General features: G+C 71.2%; 19 protein-coding genes and 1 pseudogene. 9 read left to right on the forward strand and 11 right to left on the reverse strand.

Features of this window, described 5'->3' with window-relative positions:
* Positions 1-13: 13 nt before the first annotated feature.
* Both ITX44_RS31725 and ITX44_RS31730 read right to left on the reverse strand, forming a co-directional pair.
* The gene (locus ITX44_RS31725; RefSeq protein WP_205361640.1) at positions 14-2389 is read right to left on the reverse strand and encodes a tetratricopeptide repeat protein; all 2376 of its coding nucleotides are present in this window, start codon (positions 2387-2389) and stop codon (positions 14-16) included.
* 25 nt (positions 2390-2414) lie between these two features.
* Positions 2415-2780: a hypothetical protein gene (locus ITX44_RS31730; RefSeq protein ID WP_205361642.1), complete on the reverse strand. Its 366-nt coding sequence runs from the start codon at positions 2778-2780 to the stop codon at positions 2415-2417.
* A gap of 552 nt (positions 2781-3332) precedes the next feature.
* Here ITX44_RS31730 and ITX44_RS31735 point away from each other — a divergent pair.
* Positions 3333-4187 (forward strand): helix-turn-helix domain-containing protein, encoded by an 855-nt coding sequence (locus ITX44_RS31735; RefSeq protein WP_205361643.1) that lies wholly within the window; start codon positions 3333-3335, stop codon positions 4185-4187.
* A 77-nt stretch (positions 4188-4264) separates the two neighbouring features.
* On the opposite strand, the gene ITX44_RS31740 is transcribed toward ITX44_RS31735, so the two are convergent.
* Entirely contained in the window at positions 4265-4465 is a 201-nt protein-coding gene (locus ITX44_RS31740; RefSeq protein WP_205361644.1) for a DUF397 domain-containing protein, read from the reverse strand.
* Between the two features lie 950 nt (positions 4466-5415).
* On the opposite strand from ITX44_RS31740, the pseudogene ITX44_RS31745 reads away from it, so the two are divergent.
* The 3 genes and pseudogenes from ITX44_RS31745 to ITX44_RS31755 form a co-directional block, all read left to right on the forward strand.
* Positions 5416-6339: pseudogene (locus ITX44_RS31745) on the forward strand (metal ABC transporter ATP-binding protein); the annotation flags it as partial.
* Positions 6336-7265: a metal ABC transporter permease gene (locus ITX44_RS31750; protein WP_307795589.1), complete on the forward strand. Its 930-nt coding sequence runs from the start codon at positions 6336-6338 to the stop codon at positions 7263-7265. The pseudogene ITX44_RS31745 and the gene ITX44_RS31750, both read left to right, overlap by 4 nt.
* Positions 7262-8143 (forward strand): metal ABC transporter permease, encoded by an 882-nt coding sequence (locus tag ITX44_RS31755; RefSeq protein ID WP_205361645.1) that lies wholly within the window; start codon positions 7262-7264, stop codon positions 8141-8143. The genes ITX44_RS31750 and ITX44_RS31755 overlap by 4 nt, the downstream gene beginning before the upstream one ends.
* 7 nt (positions 8144-8150) lie before the next feature.
* On the opposite strand, the gene ITX44_RS31760 is transcribed toward ITX44_RS31755, so the two are convergent.
* The 4 genes from ITX44_RS31760 to ITX44_RS31775 all read right to left on the reverse strand — a co-directional run bounded on the left by ITX44_RS31760 (position 8151) and on the right by ITX44_RS31775 (position 11923).
* Positions 8151-8765 carry an NUDIX hydrolase gene (locus ITX44_RS31760; protein WP_205361646.1) on the reverse strand — a complete coding sequence of 205 codons (615 nt, stop codon included), beginning with the start codon at positions 8763-8765 and terminating at the stop codon, positions 8151-8153.
* Positions 8762-10072 carry an MFS transporter gene (locus tag ITX44_RS31765; protein ID WP_205361647.1) on the reverse strand — a complete coding sequence of 437 codons (1311 nt, stop codon included), beginning with the start codon at positions 10070-10072 and terminating at the stop codon, positions 8762-8764. Before ITX44_RS31765 ends, ITX44_RS31760 begins: the two co-directional genes overlap by 4 nt.
* A 176-nt stretch (positions 10073-10248) precedes the next feature.
* Positions 10249-10782 carry a GTP cyclohydrolase I gene (folE, locus tag ITX44_RS31770; protein ID WP_205361648.1) on the reverse strand — a complete coding sequence of 178 codons (534 nt, stop codon included), beginning with the start codon at positions 10780-10782 and terminating at the stop codon, positions 10249-10251.
* Positions 10783-11014: 232 nt separating this feature from the next.
* On the reverse strand, positions 11015-11923 hold the full coding sequence (locus ITX44_RS31775) for an AurF N-oxygenase family protein (RefSeq protein WP_205361651.1): 909 nt from the start codon (positions 11921-11923) through the stop codon (positions 11015-11017).
* Positions 11924-12165: 242 nt separating this feature from the next.
* On the opposite strand from ITX44_RS31775, the gene ITX44_RS31780 reads away from it, so the two are divergent.
* From ITX44_RS31780 to ITX44_RS31790, 3 genes are all read left to right on the forward strand, one after another.
* Complete coding sequence (locus ITX44_RS31780; protein WP_205361653.1) at positions 12166-13299, forward strand: class I SAM-dependent methyltransferase; 1134 nt, start codon at positions 12166-12168, stop codon at positions 13297-13299.
* A gap of 80 nt (positions 13300-13379) precedes the next feature.
* Positions 13380-13835: a carboxymuconolactone decarboxylase family protein gene (locus ITX44_RS31785; RefSeq protein WP_236062075.1), complete on the forward strand. Its 456-nt coding sequence runs from the start codon at positions 13380-13382 to the stop codon at positions 13833-13835.
* A 125-nt stretch (positions 13836-13960) separates the two neighbouring features.
* Entirely contained in the window at positions 13961-14944 is a 984-nt protein-coding gene (locus tag ITX44_RS31790) for a sigma-70 family RNA polymerase sigma factor (protein WP_205361655.1), read from the forward strand.
* A gap of 29 nt (positions 14945-14973) precedes the next feature.
* Here the strand turns inward: ITX44_RS31790 and ITX44_RS31795 are convergent, their stop codons facing one another.
* Entirely contained in the window at positions 14974-16521 is a 1548-nt protein-coding gene (locus ITX44_RS31795; protein WP_236062090.1) for an LCP family protein, read from the reverse strand.
* 861 nt (positions 16522-17382) lie between these two features.
* Between ITX44_RS31795 and ITX44_RS31800 the strand changes: the two genes are divergently transcribed.
* Positions 17383-17607, forward strand: a complete 225-nt coding sequence (locus ITX44_RS31800) for a hypothetical protein (RefSeq protein ID WP_205361657.1) — start codon at positions 17383-17385, stop codon at positions 17605-17607.
* Between the two features lie 150 nt (positions 17608-17757).
* Positions 17758-18162, forward strand: a complete 405-nt coding sequence (locus ITX44_RS31805) for an ArsR/SmtB family transcription factor (RefSeq protein ID WP_205361659.1) — start codon at positions 17758-17760, stop codon at positions 18160-18162.
* A 40-nt stretch (positions 18163-18202) separates the two neighbouring features.
* Here ITX44_RS31805 and ITX44_RS31810 read toward each other — a convergent pair whose 3' ends face one another.
* From ITX44_RS31810 to ITX44_RS31820, 3 genes are all read right to left on the reverse strand, one after another.
* On the reverse strand, positions 18203-18469 hold the full coding sequence (locus ITX44_RS31810) for a GlsB/YeaQ/YmgE family stress response membrane protein (protein ID WP_205361661.1): 267 nt from the start codon (positions 18467-18469) through the stop codon (positions 18203-18205).
* A 163-nt stretch (positions 18470-18632) separates the two neighbouring features.
* A complete protein-coding gene (locus ITX44_RS31815) occupies positions 18633-18812 on the reverse strand; it encodes a hypothetical protein (RefSeq protein WP_205361663.1) in 180 nt (59 codons plus the stop codon).
* A 173-nt stretch (positions 18813-18985) separates the two neighbouring features.
* Entirely contained in the window at positions 18986-20422 is a 1437-nt protein-coding gene (locus tag ITX44_RS31820; protein ID WP_205361665.1) for an extracellular catalytic domain type 1 short-chain-length polyhydroxyalkanoate depolymerase, read from the reverse strand.
* Positions 20423-20897 lie beyond the last annotated feature (475 nt).

Genomic DNA, 20897 nt, shown 5'->3' on the forward strand with positions numbered 1-20897 from the left:
CCATCGCCGCTGGTCACTCGGGCTCAGGGGGCCCCTCCGCAGAGGGCTCCCCCTCGTCCTCGGACGCCGAGTCCGCAGCCTCCTCGCGGAGAATCGCCAGGTGATTGCGAGAGGTGAGCGTGTCGGGATGGTCCGGGCCGAGAACACGTTCCCGGTCTGCCGCCACTCGTTCGAACAGGCCAAGGGCCTTCTGCTTCTGCCCGATCGTGTCGTACGACACGGCCAGGTTGCTGCGAGCGGTGAGTGTGTCGGGGTGATCGAGCCCCAGAAGACGCTCTCTGTCAGCCAGTACCTGCTCTTCGAGTTGTAGCGCTTCCCGGACTCGTCCCATCTTGGTGTAGGAGATCGCCAGGTTCATGCGGGTGGTGAGCGTGTACGGGTGGTCCGGGCCCAACAGACGCTCCCAGCTCGCCAGGACCTCCTCTTCGAGTTCGAGCGCTTCCTGGGACCGCCCGGCGTCGGAGTAGGAGATGGCCAGATTCACCCGGGCGACGAGCGTGTCGGGGTGGTGCGAGCCCAGAAGGCGCTCCCGGTCCGCGAGAACGCGCTCGCGCAGGTCGATCGCCTCCCGCATCCGTCCCGCATCGCGGTAGGAAACGGCCAGGTTGCTGCGAGCGGAGATCGTCTCAAGGTGGTCGGGACCCTGGACGCGCTCCCGGTCCGCCAGAACCGTCTCACGCAAGTCGAGGGCTTCCTGGGTCCTTCCCACGGCGCGATAGGAGACTGCCAGATTGTTGCGGGCGGTGAGGACGCTGGGATCGTCCGGAGGGAGAAGGCGCTCCCGGTCCGCCAGAACCCGCTCCCGCAGGGCAAGCGCCTCATGGGTTCGCCCGGCGTCACTGTACGAAACGGCAAGGTCATTGCGGGCGGACACGGTGTCGAGATGCTCCGGGCCGTGGATCCGTTCGCTCTGCCTCACCATCCTCTCGTCGTACTCGACAGCCTGTCCGTAGAGGCCGACCGCCGTCAGGCTGCTGCTGACCGCGTACAGGCATGTGTGTGTCTCCGGCTTCCACAACCACGGATACGTGTGCTGGTCGAGCAGCATGGCGTTCGCCCGTAGGGCCGCGGCCAGTTCCAGGTCCACGTGATCGGGGTTGGGCCACAGGCTGACGATCGCGTCCCCCACGGTGCGAGCCATCGCAGGCAGCGCTTCGGCCCGGATGCCCTCCCGTACGGCCCGAGCCGTCAGGGCGTGGACGCGGATAGGGGCCGATACCGCGTCCTGGGCGATCAGGGCGTACGTACGCAGGGACTCCAGCGCCGCGCCGACCTCCTCCTCGGTGACGACGGGCGGCTCGGCGCGGCGGAACAAGCGGCGGCGAGCCGGGCGCGTCGTACGGAGGTGGGTCAGAACAGGGGCTGTGGTCCACAAACTGGCGGGGTGGCCCAAGGGGTCCGTCAGGGCCATGAGTTGGAGCAGGGGGCGGGCGAGGCCCGTCGAGTCGGTGGCCTCGACCGCGTCCAGGGAGATGAGGAGGGCCGTGGTGACGGGGCGGCCGTAGCCCTCGGTGTCGGCGTTGGGCGGGAGGAGATCGGCGAGCTTGTTGCGGGTGTCGCGGAAGCGGGACAGGTAGTCGGCGGTGCCGCAGCGTTTGTTGATCATGTAGGCCGCGGCGTGGCCGAGGGCCAGGGGGAGTCGGCCCAGTTCGTCGGCGAGCGGGCCGGCCGTGGTCGCGTCGTAGAGGTGGGGGTGGCCCGCGTCGGTGAGGCGGCGCTTGAGGTAGGCGTGCGCTTCTTCCGGGGTGTAGAGGTCGAGACGGATGAGGCGGCGCCCTTGGCCGGACAGGAGGGCGTCGGTGCGGCGGGTGGTGGCGAGGACCCAGCCGTTGCGGTGGTTGCCGTCGGGCCACCAGGGGGCGACGGCGTCCGGGTCGGTGATGTCGTCGAGGACGATCAGCCAGCGGCGTTCGGTGGTGGGGAGCCAGGAGAGGAACGCCCGGGCCGCGGCGGCGAGGTCGCCCGACGCAGAGCCGGGGAGGCCGAGGCGTTCGGCGGCGTCGGCGTAGGCGGTGATGATCTGGTCGGGCTCGGTGGCGTTCACCCAGACCAGAAGGTCGAGCCCGGTGTCCCCGGACCGCGGCTGGTCGCTCTGTTCGCGGGCCAGCGCCGCCGCGAGCTGGCTCTTGCCGACGCCGCCGTCGCCCGCCAGGACCTGGGAGAGGACCACGTGGCCGCCCTCCGCCCGGGCCTCGGCGATGGCCTCGCGGGCGGAGGCGCGGGGCTGGAAGGCCGCGGCGAGCTTCGGGACGGCGCCCACCCAGACCGGCCACTGCGGCCCGGACTCCCCGGCGGGCGGCTGCACATGGACGTCGCCGGTGATCTGCGTGATGTTCCCCTGCGTACGCGCGCTTTGGCGCGTACGGTGCTGCGACGGGTGCTCCTTCACCGCCGGTGTCCCCCACTCACGTCTTCTAGCTCCGGTTGCCGCCGACCTGGTCGATGTCGCCGCCGCCGCGGGCCTTCTGGCGGATGCGTACCCGGGCGGGGCGGGGGGCGGTGGTCGAAGCGGCACCCTGATCGCCCGCCGTCTGGCGGACGTTGCCCCGCGCGCGGGCCGACTGCCGTACGGAGCGGGTGGTGCCGCCCGCGGTGGCGCCGGCCTGCGACGCCCACCACCCGAGCGCCGCCAGCACACCGGCCGCGACCACGCCCGCGACGGGACCGATCACGTCCCACGGGTCGGGGCCCTTGGAGATCACGGCCCAGGGCACGGCGACCACGAAGAAGGCCGCGACCGAGGCGGCCACCGCCACCGACCACCGCACAGCTGCGCCCACGCCAGCCCCCCCAGCACCCGCTCCGCCCAGCACGCCCCGTCAACGCACCCCGGGACAGCCCATGGTGGCACGGCGTACGCGTCCCTGTCGGGCAACGGGAGTGAAGCTGCCCGGCTACCGCGCACGGGGGTGCAGGCCGACTGCAAACCGCCTCGCAGGGGTGAAGGCACTCGCCGCTACGGCTTGTTCAGGCGCGTCGTGTCCTGACCAGCGGTTACGGTCCTGGCTCCGGTGCCTGCGCCACCCGGCTGAGAGCACGCCGACCCCTCAGCGGCCGTGCCACTTCTCCCGATGAAAGTGAATGGATTGTTCCGGTTGACACCGGCTCAAGAATCTTGTCCATCTCCAGTGTGCTATGTAGCAGACGGGATATAACATGACTGAGCTGCGGCATTTGGGTGAAGGGCCAAGCGCATGAACCAGAGTGACAGGCACCACACGGGAGGACGGCCATAAGATGAGCCGCAATGTGACCAGCTGAAGGTAACCGTGCGGCAAGCCGTCGGTTGGCAGCTTGCCTGAGCTCGGGTGCCGCGCGCGGGAGGAGTGCTGATGGCAGTACGAGACCAGGACCCGATCTTCCAGCGGGAGCGGCTGCGTGACCGTTTGAAGAAGGCCAGGGACGCCGCCGGCCTGACCCAGCGGGAGGTCGCGGAAGCGCTGGAGTGGTCCCCTTCCAAGGTCGTCAGGATCGAGAACGGGTCGGTGGGCGTGTCCATCACCGACGCCCGGGTCCTGCTGTCGCACTATGCGGTGACCGACTCAGGCCAGGTGCAGGAAATCCTCGACATGGCACGCTCGGCCCGCCAGCCGCCGTGGTGGGCTCCTTACCGCGGGGTCGCCGCGTCGGAGTTCTTGACCTACCTGGCCTATGAGACGTCGGCGGCGGCGGTTCGCAATTTCCAGTCCAGTCTGGTGCCCGGTCTGCTTCAGACGGAGGACTACGCCCGAATCGTCTTCGGGGAGGTGGAGACAGCCGAACGCGCGGAAGCGCTCCTGAACCTGCGCCTGGAGCGCCAGGATCGCCTGCTTCAGCCCGACGGACCGGAACTCACGTTCATTCTTGACGAGGCCACGGTGCGGCGTGAAGTCGGCGGCAAACGTGTCATGGAAAATCAGCTCAAAAGGCTGCTCGTCGTCAACGAACTCCCCAACGTGAAGGTGATGATCGCTCCGTTCTCCGCCGGCATCTACGCACAGTTCAGGTCTCCGTACGTACTGTTCGAATTCCCGAACTCCGAGGACGACATGGTCGCGTACCTCGAGACGCCCGATGGTCAGGTCCTCTTCAGCGAGAAAGCGCCCGGATACAAGGGGGAGAACCGACCCACTGACTACCTTGACGCCTTCATTCAGGTGGAGAAGACGGTAGCGGTCGAAGCGACAGAGAATTTTCTGTTCGGGTGACCTGGCGCACAGAAGAAGGAGGGGGATCCGGTGCATGGGCAAAAGGACAGGGCCACCACCTGCCCGAGGCGCTCGGTTCAGCTCATCGGGAGTGAATCCGCCAGTTCACCGGCTTCTGAAAGTGCGCCGATGAAGTCTGTCCAGGCCTGGCGCGTAAATTCAAGAACAGGGCCTCGCGGATCCTGCGAGTGGCGTACCAGAATATTATCCAGTAGTGCCACCTCGACGCAGTCTCCTTGCGGCCCTGAAATCGAGCTCTTCCGCCACTCTGCATTCATATTGCCCACCCTTTCTGGTGCGCACCGCGTCGCACGCGCACTTCGCACGAGCAATTATGGGGCTGTTCGCCTATCCTGCCAAGCGGCGAAAAGCGGACAATTCGGGGCGAAGGAAAGCGGGATAAAATAGCATAAAATACCGCAAAAAGAAGGTGTCGGCTGGCTAAAATTAGATCCCCTGGTGGTGATCACGGAAAGCAAAAGGGAGTCCGACCGGTTCTGCTGGCGAGCGTCGACCGGGGACTCCCTGTTCGCAAAGCGTCCTTTGTTTATGGGTCCAGAAAGGAAGCTCCAGCATGAAGTCTAGCGGTTCGGTCCGCCCCGGCCACCTCGTCGACGAAAAGAGTCTCGTCGGCGCCGGGTGGCGGCACTGGGCGCGGGCGGCGGGAGTCAATATCTTCAAGGGTGCCTGCACCGCTGTGGGTACCGCGGTCGTGTCCCTGCTGGTCTGGTGGATACAGAACAGGTAGGCAACTGATCACCTGTCGAGTGGCGACCGAAGCGGGGGTCGCCGCGTCGGTCGGGGGCATGGGGGCGCCGGCGGGGCGGAGGCTGCCGCGCGCACACCCGCCCCGGCCCCGGGCGCCTGAAGGTCCGGAGGCGGCCGCCCGTTCACCCGCATCCGTCACATGCACACCAGGTGCCCCCTTGGGCACTCTCAAGCCAAGGAACGGTAACGATTTTCATATCGGAGGGTTGTAGGTCTGGAGGTGAAAGTCGTTTTCATCTAGCGTGAGGGGCATGAACAGCTCCCCGTCCCCGCAGTCCCCAGCCGTACGTCAGCTCAGCCGGGCGCTGGCCCAGGACAGCGGGAAATGAGCGTGTCCTTTCGCTCCCGCGCCGGACGTCCGGCCCGCACCGCTCGCCCGGGTGCCGGTGAAACAGAAGCTGGCCTCGCCGAGCCTTCCGGGGGCGACGGCGGCCCCGTCATCAGTCTCCGCGGCGCCTCCGTACGGGTCGGTGGACGGCTCCTGTGGTCCGGGGTCGACCTGGACATCGGTGGGGGAGAGTTCACCGCCGTGCTCGGGCCCAACGGTGTGGGGAAGTCGACGCTGTTGAAGGTGCTGCTGGGGACGGTGGCGCCGGCTGCCGGGGAGGTACGGGTGCTGGGGCGTGCCCCAGGGCGGGCCGGGGACCGGGTGGGGTACCTGCCGCAGCGGCGGAGTTTCGATCCGGCGTTGCGGCTGCGCGGCAGCGATGTCGTACGGCTCGGCTGGGACGGCGACCGGTGGGGCGTACCGCTGCCGGGCACCGCGGGGGGCAGAGCGGCGCGGCGGCGGATCGCGGAGGTGATCGACCTGGTGGGGGCCGGGGCGTACGCGGACCGGCCGATCGGTCAGTGCTCGGGCGGTGAGCAGCAGCGGCTGCTGATCGCGCAGGCGCTGGTACGGCGGCCCCGGCTGCTGCTGCTCGACGAGCCGCTGGACAGCCTCGACCTGCCCAACCAGGCCGCGGTCGCCGCGCTCGTCGGCCGGATCTGCCGGGAGGAGGGCGTGACCGTGGTGATGGTCGCGCACGACGTCAACCCGATCCTGTCCCGCCTGGACCGCGTCGTCTATCTCGCCGAGGGCGGGGCGGTCGCCGGCAGTCCGGCCGAGGTCGTCACCACCGAGACCCTCACCCGCCTGTACCGCACGCCGGTCGAGGTCCTGCGCACCTCCGACGGGCGGCTGGTCGTCGTCGGCCAGCCCGAGGCCCCGGCCCGGCACACCGACCGCCACGCCGACCGGCACACCGACACCGACCGGCACCACGACATCGAGCGCCGCACAGATGTCGACCGCCACGTGGATCCCGGCACCGGTCACCGACCCGACACCGACCGCAACGCCGACACCGACCAGTACCCCGACCCCCGCGGGGAGTTGTCGTGACCGCCCTCAGCACACTGGCCGACACCACCCCCGCCTGGTCCTGGAACCTGCTGGACGACCTGCGGGAGATGTGGTCGTACCCCTTCATGGTCAACGCCTTCCGGGCCGGGACCGTCGTGGCCGTCGTCGCGGGTGTCATGGGGTGGTTCATGGTGCTGCGGCGGCAGAGCTTCGCCGGGCACACCCTGGCGGTGGTCGGGTTTCCCGGCGCGTCCGGGGCCGTGCTCGTCGGAGTGAGCGCGGTCTACGGCTACTTCGCCTTCTGCATCGCCGCCGCGCTGGTCATTGCCGCGGTGCCGCGGGCCGGGCGGGACGGCGGCGTCCAGGAGTCCGCGCTCACCGGGACCGTGCAGGCGTTCCTGCTGGCCTGCGGTTACCTGTTCACCGCGCTGTACAAGGGGCTGCTGGGCGGCACCACTTCGCTGCTGTTCGGCAGCTTCCTCGGCATCACCGGCGGCCAGGTGTGGGTGCTGGTCGCGGTGGCCGCCGCGGTGCTCGCGCTGCTGGCCGCGATCGGCCGGCCGCTGCTGTTCGCCTCGGTCGACCCGGACGTGGCCGCCGCCCGCGGAGTGCCGCTGCGCGCGCTGTCCACCGCCTTCCTCGTCCTGCTGGGCGCGGCGGCGGCCGCGACCAGCCAGATCACCGGCACCCTGCTGGTCTTCGCGCTGCTGGTGATGCCCGCCGCGACCGCCCAGTCGCTCACCGCCCGCCCGGCGCGCGGCCTGGCGCTGTCCGTGCTGCTCGCGGTCGCGGCCACCTGGCTCGGGCTGACCGTCGCCTACTACTCGCCCTATCCGATCGGCTTCTGGGTGACCACGTTCGCCTTCGGCGGCTATGTCCTCGCGCGCGCCGCCGCGACCGCCGCGGGGCGCACGGCCACCCGTTCGGCGTCCCGTTCGGCCACCCGCGCCGGAGGTGCCGTATGACCGCCCCGCCTGCCATCACCGTACTGGCCGGCCACAGCTGGACCGCCGCCCTCCAGCACCCCTTCTTCCAGCACGCCTTGCTCGCCGGCACCGCGGTCGCCGCCGCGGCGGGCCTGACCGGGTGGTTCCTGGTGCTGCGCGCGCAGGTCTTCACGGGGGACGCGCTCAGCCATGTCGCGTTCACCGGGGCGCTGGCCGCGCTGGCCATGGGCGTCGACCCGCGGATCGGGCTGTACGCGGCGACCATCGCGGTGGCGCTGCTGCTCGGCGCCCTCGGGCGGCGCGGCCGGGCCGACGACGTGGCGATCGGCAGCGTCTTCTCGTGGTTCCTCGGGCTCGGGGCGTTCTTCCTGACCCTGTACACCACCTCCCGCAGCGCCGGGAACGGCGGCGCCGGTGTGAGCGTCCTGTTCGGCTCGATCTTCGGCCTGTCGGCGAGTCAGACGCTGACCGCCGCCCTGGTCGGCCTCGGGATCTGCGCCGCCGTGGTGGCCGTGGCCCGGCCGCTGCTGTTCGCCTCCGTGGACGAGGCGGTCGCCGCGGCGCGTGGCGTGCCGGTACGACTGCTGGGCTTCGCCTTCCTCGCCATCGCCGGTGCCTGCGCGGCCGAGGCCACCCAGGCGGTCGGCGCCCTGCTCGTCCTCGGCCTGCTCGCGGCACCGGCGGGCGCCGCCCAGCGGCTGACCACCCGGCCGTACTCGGGGCTGGCGCTGTCCGCCGGGCTCGCGGTCGCCGAGATGTGGACCGGCCTGGGCCTGAGCTACGCGATCCCGCGCATGCCCCCGAGCTTCGCCGTCCTGGCCACGGCGACGGCGGTGTACGCGGCGACGTATCTGCCGGCGGTACGCCGCGTCCGCCCGGCGTACCGCGGTGCATGACGGGCCGTCAGTTGTGCCGGCCGCCGGACCAGAGAGCGCCCGCGTGCTTCTCGACGATCCGTTCCACCGCGAAGGTGAGCCGGCGCGTGCGCGCCTCGTCGAGCGAGAGCCAGACGGGAGCCTCGCCCTCGTCGTTCACCGCCACCTCCGAGGCGGCGGTGACGTCGAGGAGGTAGGCGTGCCAGAGGTGCGCGTCCGAGCCCCGGCGGCAGACGTCGCCCTCGAGGTACTCACTCGCGACACGGCGCAGCGCCCCGCCGCGGATTCCGACTTCCTCGGCGAGTTCCCGCGCGGCGGCGCGGTCCGGGGCCTCGCCCCGTCCGACATGGCCGGCCGGCACGGTCATCGCGAAGGGAAATGCCACCCGCTGGAAAAAGAGGAAACGCCCACCGGGGTCCCGGACGAATACGCCGGCGCTTTCGTGCCAGTACTCCCCGCTCTCGTCGGTCCACCACGAAATCTCCGGGTCGATGACAATGGCTCGGTCGGCCCGCTTTCCGCACGAGCGGCATACGCACTTCCGGCGCCGTCCCACGGTGATCCATTCGACGGCCTCCGCATGGCAGTGCACGCAATATTCGTGGTACGAATTGTCGGTCGGCCGAAGGAAATCGATTCTCATTCCGGGCGCCCTCCGACGATGTCCTCCTGAGCCGCCGAATCCTGGGCCGAATCCTGGGCCGCCGAATCAGGCGCGGACATCGGCAGCCGGGCCGACGGGATCAGCGAGTCCGGGGCCGGGCGGGCGGCGCTGCGGGCGGTGACCAGCAGCAGCCAGGTGCCGAGCCCCGCGAACAGCAGGGTGGCGGCCACGGTCCCGCCCCAGCCCGCGTACCCGACCGCCAGGCCGTAGAGGGGCGGTCCCACCAGCGCGCCGAGGCTCCCCAGCTGGGTGAGGGCGCCGTTGGCGAGGTCGACGTCCTCGGGTCGCCGGGCGATGGCCGGCACCGCCGCGTACACCGCGGAGATGAGCAGGCCGTTGACCAGCAGGACCAGGACGGCGGCGGTCACGCCCGCGCCCAGCGGCACGCCCGCCGAGAAGGCCGGCAGGCAGGCGAGCGGCATCAGGACGGCGAAGGGCGCGAGGGCCCCGACGGTGACGCCCCGGCGCAGCAGCCAGCTCGCCAGCAGGCCGCCCACCGCGCTCCCGGCGGAGACGACGGCGACCTCGGCCCCGGCCTGCGCGAAGGTCTCGTGCCGGGCCCGGAGCAGGAACTCCGACAGCACGACCACGATGGCCACGCTGACCAGCGACATGAAGGCGTACGCCCCGGCCGGCGCGAGGAACCGTACCCAGGTGCCGGCGGTACGGGAGCGGCGGGCGGTCGCGGTGCTCGGCAGATGCGGGAGGGCCAGGGCGAGCAGGACGGCGACGGCCAGCGGGCCGACGCCGGTCAGGCCCAGCCAGCACGACCAGGGCAGTCGGGAGGCCAGGGCGCCGCCCACCGCGGTGGCGAGGGCGACGCCGGTCGGCACGCAGGTGCCCCACAGGGCGAGGGCCGCCGCCTGGGCGCGGCCCTGGGTGAGCCTGGTGAGCACGATCGGGCCGGCCACGAAGACCAGCAGGTAGCCGGCGCCCTCGGCGGTGCGCAGGCCGAGCAGCATCGGCCACGAGCGGGCGAAGGTGCACAGCCCGGCCGCCGCCGAGAGGGCGACCAGCCCGGTGAGCAGGGCGCACCGGGCGCAGAACCGGCTGGTCCACCAGCCCACCGGGATGCCGAGCGCCGCGCCCACGGCGGTCATCCCGGAGGTGGCCCACGCCACGGTGCCGAAGGACAGGCCCAGGGACGACTGGACGGCGGGGCTCACCGGCGGGATCGCCCCCAGCTCCACGGCCGCCAGCACACCGGCGAGCCAGGTCAGGGCCACCTGCAGCCGGGGCGCCGCCGCACCGTCAGCGCCGGGAACGGTGTCGTACCTGTGGGACATGGTTCTCCCGGGTGCCGCGGCGCGCGGGTGGCGCGGTGGTGAGGGCTGCGGTGCGGGTGGGGGTGCGGAGCGCGGCGCGGACCGGCGTACGGCGTGCGGTGTTCGCCGCCGTACGGGGGCCGGTCCGGGCGCCTGGCGGGAGGGAACACGGGCACCTCCCGCCAGGCGCGCCCGGATCAGTCGGCAAGGCCGTACTTCCCCAGGAGCTCCTGGTGGCCCGCGACGTAGGAGGTGTCGGTGACGACGGTCTGGTCCGACGGTCCGCGGCTGCACATGCACATGTGCCGGCCGCTGGACGTCACGCGCACCGCCTTGGCGCCGCCGGACGTCATGATCTCCTCGGCGATGTCCCGGACCAGGTACTCCTGGATCTGGAACCGCCGGCTGTACGCCTGCACCAGACGCGGGAACTTCCCCAGCCCCAGGATCCGGTCGCCCGGGACGTAGGAAATGCTGACCTTCCCGAAGAAGGGCAGAAAGTGGTGCGCGCAGATCGAGAAGTAGTTGGCGTCGTGCACCCGCACGACGCCGGCGTGCTCCCCCTCCACCAGACACGTGGTCTTGAGGATCTTGGCCGTGTCGATGTCGTAGCCGCTCAGCAACTCCTGATAGGCACGGACAATACGGTCCTCGCACTCCTCCTCACTGAACCAGTCGAGCGCTCTGTCGTCCGTAGTCACATTCTGCTTGAGCCACTCTGCGATGGTCACGTCGGACCTCCGTCCCGATTTCGCCGACAGTCTCCGGAAGACTCATACGGAGTAATTTGACTGTCGCGGGAAAAACGGGTCCTGAAAAGACCTGGCGCAGGCTGCCACTCGACCAGAGCAATTCGGGGATGATCGCACGATCGGGAAACGTGCCCACTGAATCGTCAATCGGGGAATCCCCAATTCCCACTTGACATGCCTTGCCGGACTTGCCGAAGTGCCGCCGCGGGCGTCAGCGCATCAGGCCGGCCCGGCGCCACCAGTGGTGCTCGGCGCGCGTGATCATCCCGGCCTCGGTGAGGAAGCCGACCAGCTTCTCCGCGCTCCACAACAGCGTTTCGCGGTAGTGCGGGTTGCGCGCCGCCTCGCGGCGGGCCGCGGCCGGGTCGGGCACCAGACCGTCGTAGACCGACCGGTGCAGCAGCGAGCGCATGGCCATCCACGCGCCGAAACCCGTGAGTTCGCGATGGTACGCAAGGCGCGCGCGGGAGGTGCGGCGCACGGCGTCGTGCAACTCGGCGCGGGCGAAGCTCACGTGCCGCACCTCCTCGGTGACGTGGATCCGGCAGATCCGGCGGATCAGCGGCTGCACCCGCTCGTCCCGCGCGGTCTCCCGCTGCACCCGGATCAGCACCTCCTCCAGCACCAGGATCAGCGCGAAGCTGGTCAGGTCGCCGAAGGTCGGGCTGAACACCGAGAACAGGCGGCGCAGATGCGCCGGCGGACCGTACACCGGAGCGCCCATCTCGGCCAGCAGCCGGCCGAACATGATCAGGTGCCGGGTCTCGTCGCCGATCTCGGTCAGCGCGTAATGAGTGCGGGGGTCGCGGATGTCCCGGGACTCCAGGTAGTCGGCGAACATCCGGATCGTGCACAGCTCGAACCAGGTGCTCATGCCGACATGGCTGCCGATCTCCCGGCGGGACAGCTCCACCCGCTGCCGCTCGTCCATCCGGTCCCACAGTGCGGTGCCGTACAGCGACAGCCGCTCGGGCTGGAGGTACCAGGCGTCCTCCTGCCGGGGGGCGCCCCAGTCGACATCGACCGACGGGTCGAAGGAGTGGGCCGCCGAGGCTTGCAGCAGCCGCCGGGCGACGCTCTCCGGGGTCCTGTGCTGCACCAGGGTCAGGGTCCGCTCCATGGCGTGCGTGGCTCCTTGCACTACGAGGGTGTGACGGGAAGACGGCCCGCCGTCTGCGCGTGCGGTGCCGCCGCAATCGAGAGTAACAAAAGGTGACCGAGTGCTTCCCGTGGGTGACGGTCGGCCAGGGGACGGCGGGCGAACGGCCTGGCGCCGATGGCATATTCCCACCCGTGACGAAGCGAACCGCGCATCGTTGTGGAGATCGTTCCCAGTCCCCCCAAATCGGAGAGTCCCTGTTCATGGACGCCGTACTCGATTCCGCCGCTCAGCCGCCGGCCGGGCGCCCGCCGGCCGTGCCGGAGCGGCTGACCGCGTTCGTCACCGACTACTGCCGGTTGCTCCCGGCAACCGAACGGATGGCCCCGCACGACGCGCTGACCACGCTCGCCGACTTCCTGGTCCGCGACTTCCCCGCCGCGGTGCGGCACGCCCTCGACTCGGGGCTGGGCGAGCGCCAGGTCGTCGCCGCCCTCGCGCCGCTGCGCGAGGTCGTGTCCGGTTCGACGCTGGTGCGCCGGGCGCAGGAGCAGCCGCGCGGCTTCCCCGGCGACTTCGAGATGATCGAGTACATCCTGGCCCGCGAGGTCACCGGCGAACCGGGCAGCTTCGGGTGGCTGTTCGACGAATACCTGCTGCACTCGGTGGTGGCCCAGCAGCACCACAACAAGATCGCCCACCAGGCCGCGCTGATCACGGCCGCGCTGGCGGATCCGGCCGCCCGCCCCGCCCGCCGGATCCTGCTCATCGCCTCCGGCGGCGCCGCCGACCTGCGCGAAGTGGACCCGGACCTGCTCCAGCCCGGCGACCGCATCGTGCTCAACGACATGGACCCCGGCGCCCTCGCCCACGCCCGGGCCACCCTGCCCGCCCGCACCGCCGGCCACATCGGCACCGTCGAGGGCAACGCCCTGCGCAAGGCCGCGGTGCTGGAAGAGACCGGCCCCTACGACCTGGTGCTGGCCGGCGGCCTCTTCGACTACCTCGACGTACGCCCGGCCCAGGCGTTGGCCAAAACGGTCCTGCAGCGCCTGTGCCGCCCCGGCGGCACGTTCTACTTCTCCAACATCGCCACCGGGAACCCCTTCGCCATCGCCATGAAGTACGGCGCCGACTGGCCGCTGATCGAGCGCGAGGAGCGCGACGTCGAGGCGATCCTCGAGGGCGCGGGCGCCCACCTGGTCGGCTCGCTCGACATCCGCCGCGACCCGACCGGGCTGACCCTGCTGACCGAGGTACGCCGGGCCGGCGCGCCCCGGACATCCGCCGCCTCCGCCATCCCGTCCGCCGGGGTCTCGGCCGGGATCACCGCCGGGGTGCTGCCCCGACCGGTCCGCTCGGGCACGGTCACAACGCGCGTGCGCCACGGGTCATAGAAGGTGACGGGGTTGCGCGACCCACACACCGGACACGACCCGCCCGCAGTCAGCCGCGGGCGCCAGGAGGACAGCCGATCATGGAAGCACGCATGAAGAACCCCGCCGGCGTCATACCCGAGGCGTGGAAGGCGGCCGTGGCACTCGACGCGGCCGGCGGCAAGGGCGGCGTGCCCCGCGCCACCCTCGACCTGGTCCACCTGCGGGCCAGCCAGATCAACGGCTGCGCGCCGTGCGTGGACGCCGGCACGAAGGACATGGTCAAGCACGGCGAGTCCGCCGAGCGCATGGGGGCGGTGGCCGTGTGGCGCGAGATGCCGTACTTCACCGACGCCGAACGCGCGGCCCTGGCGCTCACCGAATGCGCCACCCGCCTCGCCGACAATCCCGAGGGCGTGCCGGACGACGTCTGGGCGGAGGCCGCCCGGCACTACGACGAGAAGGGGCTGGCCGCCCTCGTCCTCAAGATCGCCGCGACCAACGTCTTCAACCGGCTCAACCGCGTCACCCTCCAGGTGCCCGGCGCCGCCTGGTGACCGCCCCTGTCCCGGGGCGGCCGCGCTGGCCGCCCCGGGACGACCGGGGTGCGGACCGACACGGACCGAAGACGTACGGGACATGTACGGGACACGTACGGACGCGAGGCGGAGGGCACGGCGGGATGAACGGGACGGACGGCGACGGGGCCGGCGGTGACGTGGGCGGGGATGTCCGGGCTGACGTGGGCAGCGACGGCGGCGGTGAGGTCTTCGACGAGGACCGGGCCGGCGAGCGGGAGTGGCTGGCCGCGCGGTTCGAGGAGCACCGGGCGCATCTGCGGGCGGTGGCCTACCGGATGCTGGGGTCGGTGACCGAGGCGGACGACGCGGTGCAGGACGCCTGGCTGCGGGTGAGCCGGGCCGGGGCGGACGGGGTGGAGAACCTCGGCGGCTGGCTGACCACGATCGTGGCCCGGGTCTGCCTGAACGTGCTGCGGGCCCGCGCCTCGCGCCCGGAGGAGCCGGGCGGGCTGTGGCTGCCGGATCCGGTGCTCGGCCGGGAGGGCGAACCCGACCCGGAACAGGAGGCGCTGCTCGCCGACTCGGTGGGCCTCGCGCTGATCGTGGTGCTCGGCACCCTCTCCCCGGCCGAACGCCTGGCCTTCGTGCTGCACGACATGTTCGACCTGCCCTTCGACCAGATCGCGCCCATGGTCGGGCGTTCCCCGGCCGCGGCCCGCCAACTGGCCAGCCGCGCCCGCCGCCGGGTACGGGAAGGGGGTGCTCCCGCGCCCGACCCGGACCTCGCCGCCCAGCGCGAAGTGGTCGACGCCTTCTTCGCCGCGGCCCGCGGCGGCGACTTCGACGGGCTGGTCGCCCTCCTCGACCCGGAGATCGTGCTGCGCGCCGACACGGGGGCGGATCGCCCTGGCGTTCCCGTCACCGTCCGCGGCCCCCAGCCGGTGGCCGCCCGCGCCATGATGTTCGCCCGCCCCGCCGCAGATGTCCGCCCCGTCCTCGTCAACGGCGCCGCCGGCGTCCTCGTCCAGGTCGCGGGACAACCCGTCTCCTTGATGGCCTTCACGGTGACGGCCGGGCGGGTAGCGGCGATCGATTCCATCACCGACCCGCAGCGACTGGCCCGCCTCGCCCGAACGGCTGGCTGAGGAGGGGGCCGTACCGCGTCAGGTCGAGCTCAGGAGTCCGAGTCCTTGCGGCCCGGGGTCGCGGCGTAGGCCTGGGTCGGGGTCATCGGGACGCCGTTGATCTCGACCGTGCGGTAGGTGCTGACCTTCGCGCAGGACTTGGACTGGTCGGCGGTCTGGGCGTGGGAGTTGTTCAGGGCGGCCTGGGTGTCGACCGGGGCCGGCTTGCTGGTGCCGCCCGGGAAGGTGGTGCCGGTGGGCCAGTCGGAGCCGACGACCAGGGTGAGCCCGGACGCGGTGCCCTGCTTGAGGTGCGAGGAGGACAGGCCCAGCGAGCGGGCCACGGTCTGGGCCTCGCCCTTCTCGGCGGCCGTGGGACCGTACGTCAGGGTCGTGGTCGGGCTGGTCGGGGCGTTCCCGGTGGAGGTGCCCTGGTTGAAGCCCTTGTCGATGAGGGCGGTCACGATGGCCGAGGCGCGGCCGGGGATGGGGGCGCCGTTCAGCGAGGTGCCGTTCTCGACCTTGACCGAGATCTGCGAGGCCGGCACCGGCGGCGTGGTCGGTGCCCCGGTGGCCGAGGCCGCCGCCGACTTCGCGCCGGAGGCGGTGGTCAGCGACTGGTCGTTGGCGATGGTGGCGAACAGCGTCTGGGAGCCGTCGCCGGGCACCACCCGGTTCGGGTTCGTCGGGTCCGCGCCGGTCTGCATGGTGGTGAACGTGATCCGCTTGGTGGGCACCTTGTTCAGGTCGCCGGCCAGGCCGATCAGCTTGTTCACGCTGCCCAGGCCCGTGTCCACGGTGAGCGCCTTGGTGGCGGCGTCGGCGAGCTTGTAGAGGGCCGGCAGGTCGGTCAGGGTGCCCGCGGACTTGAACTTCCGGATCATCGAGCTGAGGAAGATGTGCTGGGCGTAGGTGCGGCCCAGGTCGCTGCCGTCGCCGAAGCCGTGCCGCGACCGCAGGAACTCCAGCGCCCCCTGGCCCTTGAGGGTGTGGGTGCCGGCCGACAGCTTCAGATGCGAGTAGGTGTCGTACACGTTCGCGGTCACGCACACCGGGACGCCGCCGACCGCGTCGGACATCTTCACCACGCCGGAGAAGTCGACCTGGATGAAGTGGTCGATGGGTATGCCGGTCAGCTTGTGCACGGTGGCGACCTGGCAGGCCTGCCCGTACGCCAGCGCGCTGTTGATCTGGCCGTGGTAGCCGGGGGTGGACTGGCCCGTCTTGGGGTTGGTGCAGGCGGGGATGTCGGTGATGGTGTCGCGCGGGATGCTCATCACGGTGGCGTTCGACCGGTCCGCGGAGATGTGCACCACCATCTGCACGTCCGCGTTCTGCCCGGTCTGGATGCCGGTCTTGGAGCAGCCGCCGCCCAGCTTGCAGTCCTCCGCGCTGGTACGGCCGTCGCTGCCCATCACCAGGATGTTGATCGGGGTACGGCCGAAGGCGTCGGCCTTCTCCGCGCCTCCCGCCTTCTTCCCGGCGCCGTCGGTGAGCGAGACGCTGGTGATGTTGCCGTTGAGGTGCTGGTAGAGCCAGTAGCCGCCGCCCGCGGTGATCAGCAGCAGGACGGACACGGTGATGCCGGCGATCTTCAGGAAGCGGTGTCCGCCGCCGCCGCCCTTGGCGGCCCGCCGGGCCGCCGCGCGTCCGCCCTGGCCGGCGCCCGCGGCAGCGGTGGCCTTGCCGCGGCCCGAGCGGGCGGCGGCGCGTGCCGCGGCCCGTCCGCCGGTTATCGGGGCGCTGTCGCCGCTGCCGGACTCGGAGCCGGTCGCGTCGTCCTTGGCGTCGCCGGCGCCGTCCGCACCGCTGCCGTCAGCGGAGTCGGTGGAGCCGTCGGTGGCCGGCTCGTCGGCCGGTTCCTCGGCGAACAGATCGCCGAAGCCCTGGAAGCCCTGCATGTCGTGGCCGCCGCCGCGCTGGCCGGGGGGCACAGGCGCGCCGCCCTGCTGCGGGCCGTACGGGTTCTGCGGTGGCACGGGCGCGCCGCCGTACTGCGGGGGCGGGTACTGGCCGCCGCCCTGGGGCCCGGGGCCTTGGGGCGGGACGCCGTGGGGCATCGGGGCATAAGGCGGCTGACCGTAGGGCCCTTGCCCGTACGGCGGCTGCCCTCCCCGGCCTCCCCAGGGGTCGCTCATCTCCCACTCCCTTGACGGGTCCCAAGTGACGGGCGGCCCTGGTACGGCGGCCGGTCACGGGCGGTGAAGCGGTGACTTCACCCTGCTTTCACCCTTGCGCAATGTCGCAAGGATAGGTCATGGCTCTATGAACCTTCTCAGAGCCGTCCCGGCTTCCCCCTCGCCAAGCCGATGACTACACAGATGTAGACGGCGATCGGTCACGATTGGTTCCGACCGTATCCCGCCCCGAGCCGGGCGGTACCGGGGATCCACGGTTTGCACGACATCTCGACATCTAAAGTGGTGCGCCATGCCAGGAGCGGCGAGGCGAGCGGGAGGATGTCAGTGACCTGGGAATGGGCGGAGCTGGAGGGAGGGCCGGCCGACGGGACGCGGATCCGGGTGACCGGGCGGCCCCGCGTGCTCCAGGTCACGGCGGACTGCCCGGTGGAGGACTCGGCGTCCGGCGGCGAGGCCGCGCTGCGGGTCGCTGCGCTCTACATCTACCGCCGCAAGAGGTCGCAGTCGCCGCTGCGGTACGGGTGGGACTGGGCGAGCCCGTGAGCGTACGGTCCCGGGCCAGTAGGTGTACGACACCGGAATCGGGCGCAGGCTGCATCTCGGGACGCGCGGAGCGGGCCGCGTCCGCGGGGACCGACCCGTGGGGGTGCGTACCCTGGTGGCCGGAAAGTGGCTTGTGGCAGGGAGGTTGACGTGACGAGGCCGGCCGGACAGCTCGGCGATCCCAGCCCGGACGTCCTCCAGGGCGCCGCCGCCGCATTCGGACTGCTGGCCTCCACGATGCGCCTGCACATCGTGTGGATCCTCTCCCAGGGCGACTGCGACGTGACGGGCCTGGCCGAACGGGTCGGCGCCACCCTGCCCGCGGTCAGCCAGCACCTGGCCAAGCTCAAGCTCGCCGGACTCGTCCACTCCCGCCGCGAGGGCCGCCGCCAGGTCTACCTGGTCGACGACCCCGCCCTGGTCACCGTGGTCCGGGTCATGGTCGACCAGCACGGCGGGCCGTACGAGCAGCGACAGGTCCGGCCGCCGGACGGTCGTAGCGGCCAGGTCGGCCGCGTGGTTCCGGCCGGGGGCGTCCGCGAGTTCGGCGCCTGACCGGCGGCGGCCGGCCGACGGCCCGGCGCCGCGTACCGGATCAGCGGCGCGAGTCGCCGAAGAGGATGCGGTAGCCGATCAGCAGGACCAGCGCGCCGCCGATGGCCGCGATCCAGGTCTTGAGGTCGTAGAAGTGGTGTGCGACCGGGCGGTGCCAGAAGTGGGAGGAGATCCAGCCACCCAGGAAGGCACCGGCGATGCCGGTGACGGTGGTGCCGACGAGGCCGCCGGGGTCCCGGCCCGGCAGCAGGATCTTCGCGATCGCACCGGCCAGGAGGCCGAGCACGATCCAGCCGACGATGCCCATGAGTAGCGTTCCGCCCTTCGTCCGATCGTTCGACCCTGTGGTCCCGGAGACGCTTCTGCCCCGGAAAACGGTTCCTGCGCAGGGAGTTCCCCTGGGAGGACGCCGCCGCCCCGGCCGCGATGTGCGGCCGGGGCGGGATGTGGTGCTACGGGGTGGGCGGCGGTCAGCCCGCGGCGTAGCGGACCAGCCACTCGTCGGCGTTGTACGTGTCGCGCGCCGGATCGGGCGCGGCGGCCGGGACCTCCTGGACGGTGTCCTCGGGGCGGATCCGCTGGGGGAGCGACCCGAAGCGGGCCCGCCGCTCGGCCGCGTCCGCGTCCTGGGTCCTGATCGGCTCAGCCATGGCCGTCTCCTCATCGGTGAGCTCATGTGCCCTGTTCCTCTGTCCAGGATGCTCGCACATCGTGCGTCACCGGTCAAGACGGTGACGCACGCGGAATCTCGGGAAGGCGCGAGGCCACCGCCCCGGTGGCGTTCGGGGCGGTGGCCGATGAGCGGGCCGTGCTTATCCGCTGGTCAGGAGGCTTGGCAGGTCATGGCGAGGGTGGCCGGGGGCGCGCTGCTGCTGTTCGCGGTGTACCCGAACGTGGTGCTCGCACCCGCGGCCAGCGACCCGTTGTACGGCTCATTGGCCGCGGTCAGGTTCGCACCCGAACCACCCAGGATCGCGTTCCACAAACTCGTGATCGACGCACCCGACGGCTGCGTCCAACCCGCCGTCCACGAAGACGTGGCCGCCGAACCGGTGTTCTTCACCGTCACCGTCGCCTGATACCCACCGGTCCACGCACTGACCACCGCATACGACGCAGTGCAACCCGTACCACCCGTACCACCCGTCGTCGAACCCGCAGACGAACCCGACGACGTACCAGTAGAAGTGCCCGACGACGTACCCGACGACGTACCGGTCGAGGTACCCGAAGACGTACCCGACGACGTACCGGTGGACGTACCCGACGACGTGCCCGAAGAAGTACCCGACGACGTGCCACCCGTCGTACCACCCGAGCCGTCGAGGCCGAAGAAGGTGATGGCGCGGGCGGCCATGCCGGTGGTCGGGAGGCTGTGGCCGACGCCGGCGATGCTGATCCCCTCGACGGGGGCCTGGTTGCCGGTCGAACCGTAGCGGGTGCGGGTCCAGCCGGACTGGGGCGAGTCGGTGAGGACCGGGGTCTGGCTCACGCCGAGGACGTTGGTCCACTGCTTGATCTCTTCGCCGAAGTTGTTGTAGTTCAGCGTGGTGTCGGCGGTGCCGTGCCAGAGCTGCATGCGCGGCCGGGCGCCGGTGTAGCCGGGGTCGCCGGAACGGGCCAGGTCGCCCCACTGCTGCGCGGTCTTGATCGACTGGCCGCTGGAGCAGGTGCTGTTCCAGGACGAGCCGTCGGTGGTGGCGAAGCAGCCGAAGGGCACGCCCATGAAGGCGGCGCCGGCCTTGAAGACGTCCGGGTAGTCGCCGAGCATGACGTTGGTCATCATCGCGCCGGAGGAGGCGCCGGTGACGTAGACCCGGGAGGAGTCACCGCCGTAGTGCTGCTCGGCGTAGGTGACCATGGACATGATGCCCACCGGGTCGCTGCCGCCGTTGCGGACCAGCGCCTGGGGGGAGGAGACGTCGAAGCAGGAGCCGCTGCGGGTGGCCGAGGGGTAGACGACCATGAAGCCGTAGCGGTCGGCGAGCGAGGCGAACTCGGTGCCGGAGTAGAAGCCCGGGCCGGAGCCGGTGCACTGGTGGATGGCGACCAGGATTGCCGGGTGCGCGCCCGCGTTGCTGGGCACGTACACGTACATCCGCAGGTTGCTGGGGTTGCTGCCGAAGCCGGTGACCTCGGTCAGCGAGGCCGCCGACGCCGATGTCGCCGTGGTCGTCGTCACCACCAGCGCCGCCAGCAGCGGTACGACCGCCGCCAGCAGTGTGATCAGCAGACCTCTGATGCCTGCCTTGCGGGGCATGACGGAGTCCTTTCGGGGTGGCGCCGCCCCCGGGGGAGACTCCCCCTCGCCCCGGGAACGGGTGACGGGCGGGTGCCCGCTGCCGCGAAATTTTCGGCCCTCATGCGAATGTTTCGGGAACCATAGGCCGGGCCCGATGGCACGTCAATACACCGCGCAGTGGCATTTTTTACCGTCCGCAAGCGCAGACCGCCGCCGTGCCGGCCGTAGCCGTGCCCTGCCGACGGACCTCCCGTGGCCGGACGGTGTGTCCCCTGAGCTGCCAAGTCGCGTGATTCCACCGGGGGTTGACGGTCGACAAGTTTCGGAAAGGATTCGTTGACGTTTCGAAGCCCAGGGTCCACACTGGCCAGGCGATCCACCCTCCTCCCGGCCACGTGCCGTACTCCGGCTCAACTCCCGTGGCTGCCAGGGCCCTTGCGAATGGTTCCCCCCACCGTGTCCGACTGGTGCACCCTCGCCCGCCGGACCGCAG

It is taken from the genome of Actinacidiphila acididurans (assembly GCF_016918855.1).
GTDB classification, from domain to species: domain Bacteria; phylum Actinomycetota; class Actinomycetes; order Streptomycetales; family Streptomycetaceae; genus Actinacidiphila; species Actinacidiphila acididurans.